This window comes from Winogradskyella damuponensis (assembly GCF_039538385.1).
In the GTDB taxonomy this organism is placed as follows: domain Bacteria; phylum Bacteroidota; class Bacteroidia; order Flavobacteriales; family Flavobacteriaceae; genus Winogradskyella; species Winogradskyella damuponensis.
In genome coordinates, this window is the sequence record NZ_BAABCB010000007.1 from 100,183 (window position 1) to 117,061 (window position 16,879).

The 16,879-nt window shown below is 32.9% G+C and carries 16 protein-coding genes; 13 read left to right on the forward strand and 3 right to left on the reverse strand.

Features of this window, described 5'->3' with window-relative positions:
* Positions 1-373 precede the first annotated feature (373 nt).
* Together ABD730_RS04595 and ABD730_RS04600 are read right to left on the reverse strand one after the other, a co-directional pair.
* The gene (locus tag ABD730_RS04595; protein WP_344712906.1) at positions 374-1,027 is read right to left on the reverse strand and encodes a hypothetical protein; all 654 of its coding nucleotides are present in this window, start codon (positions 1,025-1,027) and stop codon (positions 374-376) included.
* 10 nt (positions 1,028-1,037) lie between these two features.
* On the reverse strand, positions 1,038-1,955 hold the full coding sequence (locus tag ABD730_RS04600; RefSeq protein ID WP_334467984.1) for a hypothetical protein: 918 nt from the start codon (positions 1,953-1,955) through the stop codon (positions 1,038-1,040).
* A 331-nt stretch (positions 1,956-2,286) separates the two neighbouring features.
* On the opposite strand from ABD730_RS04600, the gene ABD730_RS04605 reads away from it, so the two are divergent.
* Positions 2,287-2,424: a hypothetical protein gene (locus ABD730_RS04605; RefSeq protein WP_344712909.1), complete on the forward strand. Its 138-nt coding sequence runs from the start codon at positions 2,287-2,289 to the stop codon at positions 2,422-2,424.
* Positions 2,425-2,431: 7 nt separating this feature from the next.
* Here the strand turns inward: ABD730_RS04605 and ABD730_RS04610 are convergent, their stop codons facing one another.
* Positions 2,432-4,063: an ABC-F family ATP-binding cassette domain-containing protein gene (locus ABD730_RS04610; protein WP_344712911.1), complete on the reverse strand. Its 1,632-nt coding sequence runs from the start codon at positions 4,061-4,063 to the stop codon at positions 2,432-2,434.
* Positions 4,064-4,231: 168 nt separating this feature from the next.
* On the opposite strand from ABD730_RS04610, the gene ABD730_RS04615 reads away from it, so the two are divergent.
* The 12 genes from ABD730_RS04615 to rpoN all read left to right on the forward strand — a co-directional run bounded on the left by ABD730_RS04615 (position 4,232) and on the right by rpoN (position 16,869).
* A complete protein-coding gene (locus ABD730_RS04615; RefSeq protein WP_215927940.1) occupies positions 4,232-4,375 on the forward strand; it encodes a hypothetical protein in 144 nt (47 codons plus the stop codon).
* 44 nt (positions 4,376-4,419) lie between these two features.
* Complete coding sequence (locus tag ABD730_RS04620; protein WP_344712913.1) at positions 4,420-5,403, forward strand: L-threonylcarbamoyladenylate synthase; 984 nt, start codon at positions 4,420-4,422, stop codon at positions 5,401-5,403.
* A gap of 159 nt (positions 5,404-5,562) precedes the next feature.
* Positions 5,563-6,018 (forward strand): 50S ribosomal protein L13, encoded by a 456-nt coding sequence (gene rplM, locus ABD730_RS04625; protein WP_215927944.1) that lies wholly within the window; start codon positions 5,563-5,565, stop codon positions 6,016-6,018.
* On the forward strand, positions 6,019-6,405 hold the full coding sequence (rpsI, locus tag ABD730_RS04630; RefSeq protein ID WP_215927946.1) for a 30S ribosomal protein S9: 387 nt from the start codon (positions 6,019-6,021) through the stop codon (positions 6,403-6,405).
* A gap of 210 nt (positions 6,406-6,615) precedes the next feature.
* Positions 6,616-7,401: a 30S ribosomal protein S2 gene (gene rpsB, locus ABD730_RS04635; RefSeq protein ID WP_215927948.1), complete on the forward strand. Its 786-nt coding sequence runs from the start codon at positions 6,616-6,618 to the stop codon at positions 7,399-7,401.
* A gap of 81 nt (positions 7,402-7,482) precedes the next feature.
* Positions 7,483-8,457, forward strand: a complete 975-nt coding sequence (tsf, locus tag ABD730_RS04640) for a translation elongation factor Ts (RefSeq protein ID WP_215927950.1) — start codon at positions 7,483-7,485, stop codon at positions 8,455-8,457.
* Positions 8,458-8,673: 216 nt separating this feature from the next.
* Positions 8,674-9,381 (forward strand): UMP kinase, encoded by a 708-nt coding sequence (gene pyrH / locus ABD730_RS04645; RefSeq protein WP_215927952.1) that lies wholly within the window; start codon positions 8,674-8,676, stop codon positions 9,379-9,381.
* Between the two features lie 45 nt (positions 9,382-9,426).
* Entirely contained in the window at positions 9,427-9,981 is a 555-nt protein-coding gene (gene frr, locus ABD730_RS04650; protein ID WP_215927954.1) for a ribosome recycling factor, read from the forward strand.
* 103 nt (positions 9,982-10,084) lie between these two features.
* Positions 10,085-11,365, forward strand: coding sequence for a DUF5686 family protein (locus ABD730_RS04655; protein ID WP_344712917.1), 1,281 nt, complete (start codon positions 10,085-10,087; stop codon positions 11,363-11,365).
* 76 nt (positions 11,366-11,441) lie between these two features.
* Positions 11,442-13,844: an efflux RND transporter permease subunit gene (locus ABD730_RS04660; protein WP_334467997.1), complete on the forward strand. Its 2,403-nt coding sequence runs from the start codon at positions 11,442-11,444 to the stop codon at positions 13,842-13,844.
* 36 nt (positions 13,845-13,880) lie between these two features.
* On the forward strand, positions 13,881-15,326 hold the full coding sequence (asnS, locus tag ABD730_RS04665; protein ID WP_344712919.1) for an asparagine--tRNA ligase: 1,446 nt from the start codon (positions 13,881-13,883) through the stop codon (positions 15,324-15,326).
* A gap of 76 nt (positions 15,327-15,402) precedes the next feature.
* Positions 15,403-16,869 (forward strand): RNA polymerase factor sigma-54, encoded by a 1,467-nt coding sequence (rpoN, locus tag ABD730_RS04670; protein ID WP_334468000.1) that lies wholly within the window; start codon positions 15,403-15,405, stop codon positions 16,867-16,869.
* The last annotated feature ends 10 nt before the right edge of the window (positions 16,870-16,879 follow it).

Sequence of the window (16,879 nt, forward strand, 5' to 3'; positions counted from 1 at the left end):
TCTATTTATCGCGACCTTGAGTTTATATGTATTGTCAGCATGTATAATCGCCTTTTGGGTTACAAAAAAATCACGATTAAAGCATTACAAGGGTAAAGAAAACATGCCTCTGCTCCCCTTCTTAGCGCTTTTAATTAGCGCTATAGTGGTTAAGCCATTCACATTCTATAGTTCTGATAAAAAACTTGAAAGCGCACTTAATGACATGTCTAATACGGATTATATAAGTTCTCTAAACTTATCGAGTATTAGTGAGTTTATTACAAATACGATTTACATTTGTAAGTGGTCAACCATCATCCTTTTAGTATTGTATCTTTTTATTTTGAATCGATACGTTAAGAAACAGTAATAGACGATCTAACAGACATCTTTAGTTAATTGCGATGCCATAAAATGAATATTCATCTACATTGCAGCCGCAGGTTAATTTAAAAGCTATAGTCAATACTACAAAAATGAAAAATACAACAAGTATCAGATGATTCGTTAGTTTTTTATATTTCCATTTTATTTTACCAAATAGATGAAGAATAACCACACACAGCAAGACCACACCAAAAATCACTATTGGTAATATCTTACTATTTGTAGTTACAACATTATAGATGTGGCTGTACTCTCCCATACACACATAACCAAAAAACTTTATAATCATGCTCACTTCTGGTAGATACACGTAATAATGTTGTGCCCTAAATTTAATCAGTAAATCTTTTGTTTGCCTTGCATTTGAATCGAGATTATGATTAACAATCTCTGCATTAACCTGCTTTGCTAGCATTGACATCACAACGTTTCCTTTCATGACATTAGCAGCATTTAAACTATCGGTTTTCATTTGTAAAGCGTGATCAAATGCCTTAGAATAATCATCTATAGTGTAGCCACTAAAATCTATAGTCCCAACTTCTGTCAAATAGCTATAATCTATAGTTTTAGCGCTCATTGCATCTGTTGTTTGTCCAAAAAGACTCCATTGAAACAAGGCAATTAATGTAACTAATCCTATTTTTAAATATTTCAAATTAGCGCTTTTATTTATCCGTGTAAAAAACAATGAGACTAGAGGCTCTTTCAATTCTAGCGAGTTTTGTGGATGGGTTCTGATTTAAATTCTCAAGATGTTGACCGTTATTAACATGGAGTATATTTTTACTTCCTGTATCTAAATTGAGTATAAAATTAACATCGTAGTTTTTAGCTCTAAGATGCGTTAAGACATCTTTAGCAGCCTTTAACATATAGTCCTTCGCTTTGGTGCCTATTATTAGATTTTTTAATTCCCCATTTTTTGAAGCAACAACAAGAAATCGTCTTTCTTTACCATCAGCACCTACCAAAATGTTTTTAAAATTTTCGTCGTCCTTTTTTAAGTGGGAATACACCAATTGTGTTTGAAAAACAGAAAGTTTATCGGTTTCAACCTTATTATAAAAGACATAAGAATCCAATGCATTTTCCCTAGGATTAAGATGCTGATGCGCATGATTAGATGTCATTAGGAGATCGCATTTTTTACTTGTAAAATCTAGATCTATAATATCTTGTGTCGTCATTAAACCTTCTGAATTAATAACGACCAAGCCATCCATTGTTTGATTTGGCATTTTATTAAGAAATTGCCCTTCATAAGCACAAAGTCCAATCGGAGTGCCATCACTAAAAAAAGCTGAGGTAAAAGAGGCCGAGGTGACTAATAAAATGTCTTTGCTTTTTTGAAGATCCACAAACTTAGTATAAGCGTCACCCACCAAAAACTTGATTTTTACATTTTTACTATTCAAATGCTTATGACCAAATTCATATAATTCAAAATCATTATCAGAAGCACTGATAGCGTTGAATGTTTTGAGCCTTTCATTTTTTTCTAATCTTAACGTTTCATTTCCTATCGAAAAAAATAAAACTAAAAAAACCAAGCATGACAAGGCTATTACAAGGAATGATTTCATAATTAAGTCATTAACAATTATTCCAAATCTAATTTTACTAAACGATTTACAATAAAAAAACTGCTAAAAGGACTATTATGAAGATAAACATATCATTTTACAGGTTTCTAGCTATAAAATGAACATAATACATTCATTTCCAACAACTGTTATCACATTTCAATTTTGATGTTACAGACCCCTTTTTAAAACCTATTTGATGAATCTGCGCTTTAAAGCAATAGCAACATAAAAAAACCATAGCCAATCCAAGGAAGAGCACATACCAATACGGTGAGAAGTCAAAAACTAGATGTTTAACACATCTAAAAACGTTATTTAAAGTTAACTAATGAATGCGGAACAATTCATACAAAACTATATAGCAAATAGATTATCGGAAGCCTATAAAGCTAAAGTTGAGCATTTGTTAGAAACAGATTCAGCATTTAAAACTAAAGAAAGAAAGGCACTTCTAGAAAAATTGTAAATCGCTGTTATAAATCCAATCCTTTCAAACTTTCAACACGATTTCTAATTAAGAAATCATCTATAGTTTCAAAATGTTCAATTACGCGTTTTTCTTTAAACTCAAACACTTTATTAGATAATCCTTGTAGAAAATCTCTATCGTGAGACACGAGTATTAATGTGCCATCAAAATTCTTTAAAGCCTCTTTTAAAACATCCTTCGATTTTAAATCAAGGTGATTGGTAGGCTCATCGAGAATTAATAAGTTCACAGGTTCTAACAACAGTTTTACCATAGCTAATCTGGTTTTTTCACCACCAGACAACACACTTACTTTCTTTTCAATATCGTCACCTCTAAACATAAAGCCACCCAAAATATTTTTAATCTGAGTTCTTACATCTCCTTGAGCAACTTCATCAACGGTTTGAAAAATCGTTAAGTTTTCGTCTAACAAAGCCGCTTGGTTCTGCGCAAAATACCCAACCTTAACATTATGACCTAAAGCACAAGTCCCTTCCACATCAATTTCACCTAGTATGGCTTTAATCATTGTTGACTTCCCTTCTCCATTTCGCCCAACAAAACAAACTTTTTCACCTCTAGCAATAGACATATTAGCATCTTTAAATACCACATGATCACCATAAGACTTAGACACCTCCTTAACCGTAACAGGATAGTCACCCGAACGCTGTGTTGCTGGAAAACGCAACTTTAAAGCTGATGTATCGATCTCATCAATTTCAATCCTTTCTAATTTTTCAAGCATACGCTCTCGTGACGACACTTGGTTGGTTTTAGAATAGGTCCCTTTAAAACGCTCTATAAATGCCATATTATCAGCAATAAACTTTTGCTGCTCTTGATAGGCTTTTATTTGATGTGTACGTCTATCTTCACGCAACTGAAGGTAATGTGTATAATTAGCCTTATAATCGTAAATACGCCCCATCGTTACCTCGATAGTTCTATTGGTTATATTATCTACAAAGGCACGATCGTGAGATATAACCACAACAGCGTTGGCTTTATTCAATAAAAAATCTTCTAACCAAATCACCGATTCAATATCAATATGGTTGGTGGGCTCATCTAATAAGATTAAATCGGGCTTTTGTAATAAAATCTTAGCCAATTCAATTCGCATACGATAACCACCTGAAAACTCATTGGTTTGTCTTGTAAAATCGTCTTGTTTAAAACCTAAACCTTTTAATGCTTTTTCAACTTCGGCATCGTAATTGACATCCTCTAAAGCATAATATTTCTCACCCAAATCAGACACACGTTCAATAATTTTCATGTAGTCGTCAGATTCGTAATCGGTTCGCGTTTCCAATTGTTTATTGAGCGCTTCCATCTCATCACGCATTTCAAACACATGCTTAAATGCTTTTGATGCTTCATCAAAAACAGTCGTATTATCTTCGGTTAACAAATGTTGTGGCAAATACGCAATAACGGCATCCTTAGGACACCTTACGTTACCACGAGTTGCTTTTTGAACACCTGCAATAATCTTCATCATGGTCGATTTTCCCGCACCATTTTTACCCATTAAAGCAATTTTATCATTAGCATTAATCGTAAATGACACCTCACTAAAAAGCGTATGCCCACTAAATTCTACGGTTAAATTATCGACTGAAATCATATTTTGAATTTTAAAGATGCAAAACTACTAAATGGGAAGTCATTATTTATAATTGTAGTCAAAATAATATCACAACTCTTATAAGCTAATCCTAGTCTCTATTCAGTTAAGATGTAAAGATCCAATCCATTAATTTTAGAACATAATTTAAGATATAATAAAACAATTATGATACTAACAAAAGTTTTAGGGTTAACAAGCGCACTAACCAAAAGCAAAAAAGCCAAAATAGCCCTTTTAAGTCTCGAGATCGCTGTATTAGGTTACGCACTTTACCAACAGAAAAAGGAAAATAAGCGTATTAAATCTTAGTCGTATGAGATTTTGAAGTAATTTTGTAATCGCATTTTACGACTATGAGCATCATTTCAAAAGACATATCAAAAGCGATTCAACTATTAACGGCTGAAGACATTGTTGCTATTCCAACAGAGACTGTCTATGGCTTAGCAGGAAATATTTATAGCGAGAAAGCTATAAAAGCTATTTTTGAAACCAAGAAGCGCCCTTTTTTTAATCCGCTTATTGTTCATATTCCTTCTATAGACAAACTTTCCGACATCGTTGAATATATTCCTAAAAAAGCGCAGTTATTAGCCGAAGCTTTTTGGCCTGGCCCCATAACTTTGGTTTTAAAAAAGAAAGCTATAATTCCAGATTTAATTACTGGTGGAAAAGATACAGTTGCAGTTCGTGTTCCTAATCATCCCACTACAATAGAATTATTAAAACAATTAAATTTCCCTTTAGCAGCACCAAGTGCCAATCCTTTTAGTAGCATTAGTCCAACGACAGCAGCACATGTAGAAACCTATTTTAAAAATACTATTAAAATGGTTTTAGATGGAGGGGCTTGTACAAGCGGAATAGAATCTACCATTATAGGTTTTGAAAATGACGACCCTATTATTTATAGATTAGGCTCAACAGCTTTAGAAGACATTGAAGCCATTGTTGGAAAAATTAAAATAAAAAACATGGCTACTGAGCGTAGTCAAAATAATAAAGAAATAAGTCCGGATGCTCCTGGTATGTTAGAGAGACACTATGCACCAAAGACGACGACGATCTTAACAGACAATATTCCTAACACATTAGATAAACATAAAGCGAAACGTGTTGGACTCATAACGTTTCAATCTCAAATTGAAAATAACGCAATCGAAGTACAAATTGCGCTTTCAAAATCTGGCGACTTAGCCGAATCGGCTTCAAAACTTTACGATGTTTTACATCAGTTAGATAAAATGCATCTGGATGTTATTATTGCCGAAAAATTCCCAGATCATGGCTTAGGAAAATCCATAAATGACAGACTCACAAGAGCTACAAAAAACTAAATTAGAATACACATTTCCAAACCATCTGATTTTCAGTACAAAAAATATATTCATCAAGGTTTGGTAAATCAATTGTTTATCGTAAATTTGCAAACTCTTTTTTAAAGAGGAATGTTTAATCTTTTTGCGCTGTGAAGCGTAAATATAAATCAAATTAGTGTGGATACATTAAGCTACAAAACAGTTTCAGCTAACAAAGCTACCGTTAATAAGGAGTGGGTTTTAGTTGACGCTGAAGGACAAACTTTAGGTCGCTTAGCTTCGAGAGTAGCAATACTTTTAAGAGGTAAGCACAAACCTAATTTTACGCCACACGTTGATTGCGGTGACAATGTAATTGTTGTTAATGCTGAAAAAATCAACTTAACTGGTAACAAATGGACGGAAAAAAGTTACATCCGTCACACAGGTTATCCAGGTGGACAAAGAAGTCTGACGGCTACTGAAATGTTTGAGAAAGACCCAACCAGATTAGTAGAAAAGTCAGTGAAAGGAATGTTGCCTAAAAACAAATTAGGATCAGCCCTTTTTAGAAATTTAACTGTTGTTTCAGGTACAGAGCACGCTCACGCAGCTCAAAAACCTAAAGCAATCAAATTAAACGAAATTAACTAAATGGAAGTAATTCACAAAATTGGCCGTAGAAAGACGGCTGTTGCTCGTGTGTACGTTGCCCAAGGTAGTGGCAAAATCACAGTGAACAAAAAAGACATGGCGGATTATTTTACTACTGCAACATTGCAGTATAAAATAAACCAACCTTTAGCCTTGACTAACAATGATGGCAACTTTGATATTACTGTTAACGTATATGGAGGTGGTATCACCGGCCAGGCAGAAGCAATACGTTTAGGATTAAGTCGTGCAATGTGCGAACTAGATCCTGAAAACAGACTAGTATTAAAGCCAGAAGGTCTATTAACGAGAGACCCAAGAATGGTAGAGCGTAAGAAATTCGGACAGAAGAAAGCGCGTAAGAAATTCCAATTCTCGAAACGTTAATATCCAAACAACACTTAATTCAGAGTTTGATTTTTCAGGCTCTGAATTATTTTATTTTATTGAAAAGATTCTGAAATACTTTAGAATTAATTAAAACAGATCCTGAAATAAATTCAGGACTAAAAGTTTAGCATCTAAATGAAGCCAACAGCTAATAACCATTAGCTTAATGGAACATTGCTAATTTAACAGAACGTAAACTATTACAACATGGAAAAAGTAGAAGTAAAAGAATTACTTGAAGCAGGTGTACACTTCGGTCACCTTACACGTAAGTGGAACCCAAACATGGCTCCTTACATTTATATGGAACGTAACGGTATCCATATTATCAACCTTTACAAAACAGCAGCAAAAATTGAAGAAACTTCTGAAGCTTTAGCTAAAATAGCAGCATCAGGAAAGAAAATCTTATTCGTTGCTACTAAAAAACAAGCTAAAGACATCGTTGCTGAAAAAGCAGGTGCAGTAAACCAACCTTACATTACTGAGCGTTGGCCTGGTGGAATGTTAACTAACTTTGTAACTATCAGAAAAGCGGTAAAGAAAATGGCTGCTATTGATAGAATGAAAAAAGATGGTACATTCAACTCTTTATCTAAAAAAGAACGTTTACAAGTAGATCGTTTACGTGCAAAATTAGAAAAGAATTTAGGTTCTATTTCTGACATGACTCGTTTACCAGGTGCTATATTCGTAGTTGATATTATGCGTGAGCATATTGCCATTAAAGAAGCACAAAAATTAAATATCCCAATCTTTGCTATGGTAGATACAAACTCTGACCCTCGTGAAGTTGATTATTTAATCCCTGCTAATGATGATGCTTCTAAATCTGTAGATAAAATTTTATCTATCGTAACATCTGCAATTGCTGATGGTTTAAACGAAAGAAAAAATGAGCGTGCAGAAAAAGATGCTAAATCTGCTAAAAAAGACGCAAAACCAGCTAAAAAAGCTGAAAAAGCGCCTGTAGCATCTCAAGAAGAAGAATAAATAACATTTATACAATATTAAAAGTCATTTGGTTCTTTTCATTTTGAAAATTAATTAAATGACTTTTTAAATTTAAAAACTATGGAAAATACTGTAAAAATTACAGCAGCAGAAGTCAACAAGCTAAGACAAGCAACTGGTGCTGGTATGATGGATTGTAAAAAAGCTTTAGTTGAAGCTGGTGGTGATTTTGATAAAGCCATCGAAGTTTTACGTAAAAAAGGACAAAAAGTTGCAGAAAAAAGAGCAGACAGAGATTCTTCTGAAGGTGCTGCAATCGCAAAAATAAATGCAGATAACACATCTGGTGTTGCTATTGTTTTAGGCTGTGAAACTGATTTCGTTGGTAAAAACGAAAACTTCGTAGCATTAGCTAACCAATTAGCTGATATCGCATTAAACTATGACACAAAAGAAGCATTTTTAGCTGCTGATTTTGGTGGAATGACTGTTGCTGATAAATTAATTGAGCAAACAGGAGTTATTGGTGAAAAATTAGACATTACTGCTTTTGAAAAATTAGAAGCACCTTACGTAGGTCAGTACGTTCACATTAACAAAATTGCTGCTTTAGTTGGTTTATCTGCTAAAGTTGATAACGTTGAAACTTTAGTAAAAGACGTTGCAATGCAAGTAGCTTCAATGGGAGCAACTACATTATCTTATAAAGATTTTGAGCCTGAATTTATCGCATCAGAAACTGAAGCTCGTATCGCTGTTATTGAAAAAGATAATATCGAATTAGGACGTTTAGGCAAAACATTAAAGAATGTACCTAGCTATATTTCTATGGCTCAATTAACTCCAGAAGTTATCGCTGAAGCTGAAGAAGCTGCAAAAGCAGAATTAAAAGCTGAAGGTAAGCCAGAACAAATTTGGGATAGAATTTTACCAGGTAAAATGGAGCGTTTCATTTCTGATAACACAACTTTAGACCAAGAAAAATGTTTATTAGACCAGAAGTTTATTAAAGATGAAAAGCAAACTGTTGCTGATTATGTTAAAACTTATGGTGATGTTTCAGTTACAGGTTTCAAACGTGCAACTGTTGGATAATTGACATTATTCAAATTACAATAATTAAAAAAGCTTCTCAAAATTGAGAAGCTTTTTTTTTGCTTTTTTTTCACTTTTACAGATGCTAATAATTACGTAGTTTTGCTAAACTTTCTAAACCCACATAAAATGAATCAGAATCATATAGTAAATTTTCATCAATATGATGCTTGGCACATTCTATTAGACCATAAAATAGCAATAGAAACTATCTAAATGAAATATAAAAGAATACTACTCAAATTATCTGGCGAAGCCTTAATGGGAAACCGTCAATATGGTATTGATCCTGAAAGATTAACAGAATATGCTAAAGACATTAAAGAAATAACTGATTTAGGTGTAGAAGTTGCTATAGTAATTGGTGGCGGAAATATTTTTAGAGGTGTTGCTGGTGCCATGAACGGTATGGATCGGGTGCAAGGTGACCACATGGGAATGCTAGCTACTGTAATTAACGGATTGGCATTACAAAACGCACTAGAAGATGCTGATGTAAAAACGCGTTTGCAAACAGCTATCAAAATCAATGAAGTTGCAGAACCTTTTATCAGAAGAAAAGCAATGAGTCATCTAAGAAAAGGACGTGTTGTAATTTTTGGAGGTGGTACAGGTAACCCTTATTTTACAACAGATTCAGCAGCCGTTTTACGCGCTATCGAAATTGAAGCAGATGTCATTTTAAAAGGTACACGTGTAGATGGTATTTATACTGCAGATCCTGAAAAAGATATCAATGCCGTTAAATTTGATAATATTTCATTTAAAGATGTCCTAAGCAAAGGACTTAAAGTAATGGACACAACAGCGTTTACACTTAGTCAAGAAAATAACTTACCAATTATTGTTTTTGATATGAATAAAAAAGGAAACTTATTAAAAGTAGTTTCTGGAGAAAATATTGGTACTAAAGTCAACCAATAATTTTTGGCTTAAATTTTGATAAATCGTAATTAAAACTTCAACATTATGGACGAAGACATTAAATTTATAATAGACACAGCAAAGGAATCTATGAATGCTTCTATAAAGCATTTAGAAAAACAACTTACAAATATTAGAGCTGGCAAAGCTAGTCCTGCTATGCTAGGTAGCGTTATGGTAGATTATTATGGTTCTCAAACGCCTCTTAGCCAAGTTGCCAATGTAAATACTCCAGATGGAAGAACAATAACAGTTCAACCATGGGAAAAATCTATGCTTCAAGAAATTGAACGTGGTATCATGCTTGCTAATCTTGGTTTTAACCCAATGAATAATGGCGACACTATTATTATCAATGTTCCACCATTAACAGAAGAACGACGAAAAGATTTAGCAAAACAAGCCAAATCAGAATCAGAAGATGCTAAAATTGCCGTTAGAAATGCGCGTAAAGATGCTAATAATGATATAAAAAATTCTGAAGTTTCTGAAGATTTACAGAAAAATGCAGTAATTGATATACAATCACTAACAGATTCTTTTATCAAAAAAATAGATAGTATTCTTGAGGTTAAAGAAAAGGAAATTATGACTGTTTAATTTATTAATTAATAAAGTTACAAACCTAAAAACATTATCAGCACAAGTAAGCTAAGAGGTTAACCCCTTTTATATTTTTCTCTAGCTTTAATAACAATTTTAAATGTTACAGCGCCTGTTTGTTGTTTTTTTTATGACAATTGCAACGCATAGCTTTGCACAACAGCCTGTTAAAACAGATAAAGATTCTGTTAAAGCTGTTCAAGACTCTATCAAAAAAAAAGTATTTGTAAAAAATATAGGTAACGGCTATCTCCCTTTTAATTACTTTAATTTGGATTTACGTTACTTAATAAAATTTAATCAGTACGAAGGTTTCAGAACAGGATTAGGAGGTATAACAAATAATCGCTTTTCAGAACGCTATAGAGTTAATGGCTATCTGGTTTATGGTGTTAGAGATAAACGTCTAAAATATAAAATAGGTGGTGGTTTTAGAGTTAATGAAGCTTCAAACACATGGGTAAACTTAGACTATGTTGATGATTTACAAGAAACAGGAAGTTCAAAATTTTTAACTGATAAGCGTTTTTTTACTTTTTTTGAACCACGATTATTAAATATAGATCTATTTCATAGACATATTACAAAATCAATTGCTTTACAGCATAAGGTTTCTAATCACCTGCTTTCAGAATCTCAAATAGCACTTTCTAAAATAAATCCAACATACAATTATACTTATGTTTTAGGCGAAGACTCATATAAAACATATGATTTAAGCACTGCCAAGGTTAGTTTGCAATGGAGTCCGTTTAGCCACTATGCCATAATAAATGATAAAATAAAAGAAACTAAAGACGGTTATCCAAAATTTACACTTCAATTAACACAAGGATTCAAATCTATCTTTGGAAGTGATTTTAATTTTTCAAAGCTCGATTTTAGAACCTTGCAAAAATTCTATCATAAAAACGATGCTATAACAAGTATTACATTTGTTGCAGGAATTGCTGGTGGAGATACTCCTTTAACCCATTTGTACCATGCGTACCCAAACAACATCACTAAAGAAACTATTTTACAACGTTTTTCTGTTGCAGGTTTAAACAGTTTTGAAACCATGTATTTTAATGAATTTTTTAGCGACAAGTTTTCAACACTACAATTAAAACACACGTTTAAACCTTTTAAAATAACAGAACGTTTTAAGCCTCAGCTTGTATTAATATCTAGATATGCAGTAGGAGAAATGAAGAGCATTAGAAGACATCAAGGTATAGAATTTAACACTCTTGAAAAACTCTATTCAGAATCTGGAGTAGAAATTAATAAATTGTTCTTTGGCTTTGGATTGAGTTTTGCCTATAGATATGGTAGTTATCACCTACCAAAATTAGAAGATAATATGGCTTTTAAGTTCACCTTCAACATCTCATTATAATCAAAATTATAATACTGTTAATTACCTTACTAATCCTTAGCTTTTTTCTACCTTTGCGGCTTATTTTAATTGGCGCATGTTTAAACTTTTAACAACAGGATTTTGGGAAGCTATTGCGAGACTTATTCTTCGTAATAAAATTTTTATACTTATTGCCATCATACTAACCACTGTGTTTTTCAGCTTGCAATGGAAACACATGCGTTTTACCTTTACTGAAGCCAATCTTTTACCAGACGACCACGAAGTAAATCTTATATACAATGATTTTTTAGACGTTTTTGGTGAAGAAGGAAATCTAATTGTTTTAGGTGTTAAGGATTCTAGTCTATTTTCAGTAAAACAACTCAATGCTTGGAATAAACTTTCAGACTCGTTTAAAGGTTATGACGAAGTGGAAACCGTTTTATCCATAAAAGACCTGCAGAAATTAGTTAAAAACACTAAAGAAGAGCAATTTGATTTAGTGCCATTTATTAAGGATTCTATTTCTAGTATCGAGGAAATAGAGCGACTTCAAAACGAACTATTTAAACAATATCCCTTTTACGATAATTTCCTATTTAATGCAGAAACGAAAACTATTCGTACGGCCATATACATGGAAAAAGACATCGTAAATACATCTGCCAGAAAAGATTTTATCCTCGATGATTTTTTACCAAAAGTTGAAAAATTTGAGGCAGAAACAGGATTAGATGTTAGAATTTCGGGAATGCCTTACATCAGAACCTTAAATGCAACAAGTATTGTTGATGAAATCCCTATTTTTATTGGTGCGGCGCTTTTTGTAACCTCTCTAATATTTTTTCTTTTCTTTAGGTCGTTTAGAGCCACTTTTATTTCGCTTATTGTGGTTTGTTTTGGAGTAATGTGGACCTTTGGAATTATAGGTTTACTCGGTTATGAAATTACAGTCCTAACGGCATTGATTCCGCCTTTAATAATTGTTATTGGTATTCCAAACTGTGTATTCTTAATTAACAAATACCAACAAGAAGTAAAATCGCATGGTAACAAAGTAAAATCTTTACAACGTGTTATTACTAAAGTTGGTAATGCAACTTTAATGACCAATGTAACCACAGCTTCTGGTTTTGCTACATTTATACTTACAGAAAGTAAGCTCCTAAAAGAATTTGGAATTGTAGCATCATTGAGCATTTTGGCAATTTTCATGCTGTGTTTACTCATTATCCCTATTCTATACACATTTCTACCTTATCCTAAAGAACGTCATTTAGAACATTTAAATAAACGCTGGATTGGTGCTTTTGTAGATTGGATGGAACGTATGGTAAAGCACAGAAAAATTACCATCTATATCACAGCACTTATTTTAATTGTTGGTAGTATTATTGGGATTCATCAGATTAAAATTTCTGGTAGTCTTATTGAAGATATGCCGCAAGACACTGATTTCTTTAATGATATTCGGTTTTTTGAATCTGAATTTAATGGTATTATGCCATTAGAAATTATGATAGATACCAAACGTAAAAAAGGGGTGATGAAACTAGCCACTTTAAAACGAATGGAAGAGCTAGAAGAACTCATTAATGATATACCAGAACTATCGCGTCCAATTTCTGTAGTTAGCTTAGTGAAATATAGCAAGCAAGCCTATTACAATGGCAATCCAAAATATTACCAATTACCTTCAAGCCAAGAGAACACATTTATCTTATCTTATGCTAAAAACTCAACCTCTAATGTTGATATGTTGAGCAATTTTGTAGATAGTACAGGGCAATATGCACGTATTACTACTTTTATGAAAGACATTGGTACGGATAAGATGGAGCGTATTCAAGAAGATCTTCAAACAGAAATAAACAAGTTGTTTCCAGAAGAACGTTATGAGGTTATTATGACAGGAAAAGCTTTAGTTTTTCAAAAAGGAACTAAATATTTGGTTAAAAACTTAATCATTTCATTAACACTTGCCATTGTACTTATAGCCTTATTTATGGCCTACCTTTTCCGTTCTTTTAGAATGATTGTAGTTTCATTAATCCCCAACCTATTACCACTTTTAGTTACAGCAGGTTTAATGGGATATGTTGGAGTTCCTATTAAACCATCAACAATATTAGTATTTAGTATTGCTTTTGGTATTTCTGTAGATGACACCATTCACTTTTTGGCAAAATACAGGCAAGAATTACAAGCCAACCATTGGAAAATTAGAAAATCGGTTTACGCAGCACTTAGAGAAACTGGTGTGAGTATGATTTACACCTCTATAGTATTATTCTTTGGGTTTTCGGTATTTACAATTTCTAGTTTTGGAGGTACAGTAGCTTTAGGAGCTTTAGTATCTATAACACTATTATTTGCTATGCTTTCTAACTTACTATTATTACCTTCACTATTATTATCTTTAGAGCGTAATATTGCCAATAAGGAAGTTTTAAGAGAGCCTTCAATAAATATTATTCCTTCAGAAGATGAAACTGAAGACCATAAAGAAAATTAAGATTAACAATATATTAGCATTCAAAATTATTAAACAATGACTTCAAAAACTGTAGCACAATTATTATCGCAAGATGTCACCTTACAAGATGTTACCATAAAAGGTTGGGTAAGAACCTTTAGAGCTAACCGATTTATTGCCTTAAACGACGGTTCTACCATAAATAATATTCAATGTGTTGTCGATTTTGAAAATTTTGACGAAGCACTTTTAAAGCGTATTACTACAGGAGCTGCTATTCATGTTACAGGAGAACTTGTAGAAAGTCAAGGAAAAGGACAGTCCGTTGAAATTGTTGTAAAAACATTAGAAGTTTTAGGTGATTCTGATCCTGAAACCTACCCTATTCAACCTAAAAAGCATTCGTTTGAATTCTTAAGAGAAAATGCACATTTACGTACTAGAACAAACACCTTTAGTGCTGTAATGCGTTTACGTTCGTCATTATCATTTGCAGTTCACAAATATTTTAATGAGAATGGCTTTAATTACATGCATACACCAATTATAACAGGAAGTGATGCTGAAGGTGCTGGTGAAATGTTTAAAGTAACGAATTTAGATGTAAAAAATCTGCCATTAAACGAAGATGGTTCTGTAAATTACAAAGAAGATTTCTTTGGAAAAGAAACTAACCTAACTGTTTCTGGTCAGTTGGAGGCCGAAACTTACGCCATGTCTCTAGGAAAGGTTTATACTTTTGGACCAACCTTTAGAGCCGAAAACTCTAATACATCACGCCATTTGGCCGAATTTTGGATGATTGAACCAGAAGTTGCTTTTATGGATTTAGCGGGCAACATGGATTTGGCTGAAGATTTTATGAAGTCTGTTTTAAGTTATGTACTTGAAAACAATAAAGAAGATTTAGAGTTTTTAGAAAAACGTTTACTAGACGAAGAAAAAACAAAACCACAGGCAGAACGTAGCGATATGAGTTTAATTGAAAAAATTAAATTCGTAGTTGATAATAACTTTAAGCGTGTTAGCTATACCGAAGCTATAGATATTTTAAGAAACTCTAAGCCAAATAAAAAGAAGAAATTCAATTATATCATTAAAGAATGGGGAGCAGATTTACAATCTGAGCACGAGCGTTTCTTAGTAGAAAAGCACTTTAAGTGTCCTGTAATATTATTTGATTATCCAGCAAATATTAAAGCCTTTTACATGCGTTTAAACGAGCCAGACAGCGAAGGAAGAGAAACTGTAAGAGCGATGGATATTTTATTTCCTGGTATAGGTGAAATGGTTGGAGGCTCTCAAAGAGAAGAACGCTTAGACGTTTTAAAAGAAAAGATGAAAGCCTTAGACATTGATGAAGAAGAATTATGGTGGTATTTAGATTTACGTAAATACGGAACTGCTGTTCACTCTGGATTTGGATTAGGTTTTGAGCGTTTGGTTATGTTTGCTACAGGAATGAGTAATATTAGAGATGTCATCCCTTATCCTAGAACACCGCAGAACGCTGAATTTTAATTGTTAAATGATAATCCTGATAGGTTTTAGAAACCTATCAGGTTTTTTTATTACATTTATAATCAACAGAAATTTTATGTCTCTAAAGCAATTTTTATCATTTAAGCTTTCACAAAAGCTCTCTCCGCAACAAATTCAACTTATGAAGTTGATTCAGTTGCCTACACAAGCTTTTGAACAACGTTTAAAACAAGAATTAGAAGAAAATCCTGCCTTAGATACTGGAAAAGAATCAGAAACATCTGAAGATAATTTTGATGAGTTCGATAATTCTGAGGAAGATTTCAATGACAGCGAAACTATTGAAGCAGATGACATCAATATTGATGAATATTTAAGTGACGACGAAATTCCTGAATATCGTACCCAAGCCAATAACTATAGTGCAGATGACGAAGATAAATCAGTACCTTATGCTGCAGGAACTTCGTTTACACAACATTTAATAAATCAATTAAACACCTTTCGTTTATCTGATCAAGAAGAAGAAATTGCCTATTTCTTAGTTGGTAGTGTTGATGAAAGTGGTTATATACGTCGTGCATTATCCGATATTACAGACGATTTAGCCTTTACACAAAATGTCTATACAACAGAAGAAGAAGTTGAAAAGGTTTTACAAATTGTGCATCAATTAGATCCTGCTGGTGTTGGTGCTCGTAACCTTCAAGAGTGTTTAAGTATCCAATTACATCGAAAAGAACAATCTCCAGATGTAGAGTTAGCTACTACTATTATTGATAATGGCTTTGATCAATTCACAAAAAAGCATTATAAAAAATTAATGCAGAAATTCAATATTGATGAAGAACAACTCAAAGGTGCAATTGAAGAAATAGAACGACTTAACCCAAAGCCAGGTGGTTCTTATGCTGGAAATAACAAAATTGTTGAGCATATTGTTCCTGACTTTGCGATAAGAATTGTAGATGGAGAATTAGAACTTACGCTGAATGGCAGGAATGCTCCTGAGCTTCATGTGTCTAGGGAATATAATAACATGCTTAAAGGCTATAAAGAGACTAAAGATAAGTCTAAAGCCCAAAAAGATGCTGTTATGTTTATTAAACAAAAGTTAGATGCTGCAAAGTGGTTTATTGAGGCCGTAAGACAACGTCAGCAGACTTTATTTGTAACTATGAGTTCTATTATGCATTACCAAAAAGAATACTTCTTAACAGGTGATGAGCGTAATTTACGTCCTATGATATTAAAAGATATTGCTGACGAAATTGAAATGGATGTTTCTACAATATCACGAGTAGCTAATAGTAAGTATGTAGACACACCTTATGGCACAAAATTGATAAAAGAATTCTTTTCGGAATCTATGACCAATGACCAAGGTGAAGAAGTCTCTACAAGAGAAATTAAAAAAATCCTTGAAACTGTTATTGAAGAAGAAAGTAAAAAGAAACCAATGACAGATGAAGCACTTTCAAAAATATTAAAAGAAAAAGGCTATCCAATTGCTAGACGTACTGTTGCTAAATACAGAGAACAATTAGACATACCTGTAGCGCGTTTAAGAAAGGAATTATAAGAAACATTGG

What these genes read in the sequence shown, in the direction of transcription:
- asnS (WP_344712919.1), top strand. Translation starts at nt 13,881, where the DNA reads ATGACTTCAAAAACTGTAGCACAATTATTATCGCAAGATGTCACCTTA.
- ABD730_RS04660 (WP_334467997.1), top strand. Translation starts at nt 11,442, where the DNA reads ATGTTTAAACTTTTAACAACAGGATTTTGGGAAGCTATTGCGAGACTT.
- ABD730_RS04605 (WP_344712909.1), top strand. Translation starts at nt 2,287, where the DNA reads ATGAATGCGGAACAATTCATACAAAACTATATAGCAAATAGATTATCG.
- ABD730_RS04620 (WP_344712913.1), top strand. Translation starts at nt 4,420, where the DNA reads ATGAGCATCATTTCAAAAGACATATCAAAAGCGATTCAACTATTAACG.
- pyrH (WP_215927952.1), top strand. Translation starts at nt 8,674, where the DNA reads ATGAAATATAAAAGAATACTACTCAAATTATCTGGCGAAGCCTTAATG.
- tsf (WP_215927950.1), top strand. Translation starts at nt 7,483, where the DNA reads ATGGAAAATACTGTAAAAATTACAGCAGCAGAAGTCAACAAGCTAAGA.
- ABD730_RS04610 (WP_344712911.1), bottom strand. Translation starts at nt 4,063, where the DNA reads ATGATTTCAGTCGATAATTTAACCGTAGAATTTAGTGGGCATACGCTT.
- frr (WP_215927954.1), top strand. Translation starts at nt 9,427, where the DNA reads ATGGACGAAGACATTAAATTTATAATAGACACAGCAAAGGAATCTATG.
- rpoN (WP_334468000.1), top strand. Translation starts at nt 15,403, where the DNA reads ATGTCTCTAAAGCAATTTTTATCATTTAAGCTTTCACAAAAGCTCTCT.
- rpsB (WP_215927948.1), top strand. Translation starts at nt 6,616, where the DNA reads ATGGAAAAAGTAGAAGTAAAAGAATTACTTGAAGCAGGTGTACACTTC.
- rpsI (WP_215927946.1), top strand. Translation starts at nt 6,019, where the DNA reads ATGGAAGTAATTCACAAAATTGGCCGTAGAAAGACGGCTGTTGCTCGT.
- ABD730_RS04655 (WP_344712917.1), top strand. Translation starts at nt 10,085, where the DNA reads ATGTTACAGCGCCTGTTTGTTGTTTTTTTTATGACAATTGCAACGCAT.
- ABD730_RS04600 (WP_334467984.1), bottom strand. Translation starts at nt 1,955, where the DNA reads ATGAAATCATTCCTTGTAATAGCCTTGTCATGCTTGGTTTTTTTAGTT.
- ABD730_RS04615 (WP_215927940.1), top strand. Translation starts at nt 4,232, where the DNA reads ATGATACTAACAAAAGTTTTAGGGTTAACAAGCGCACTAACCAAAAGC.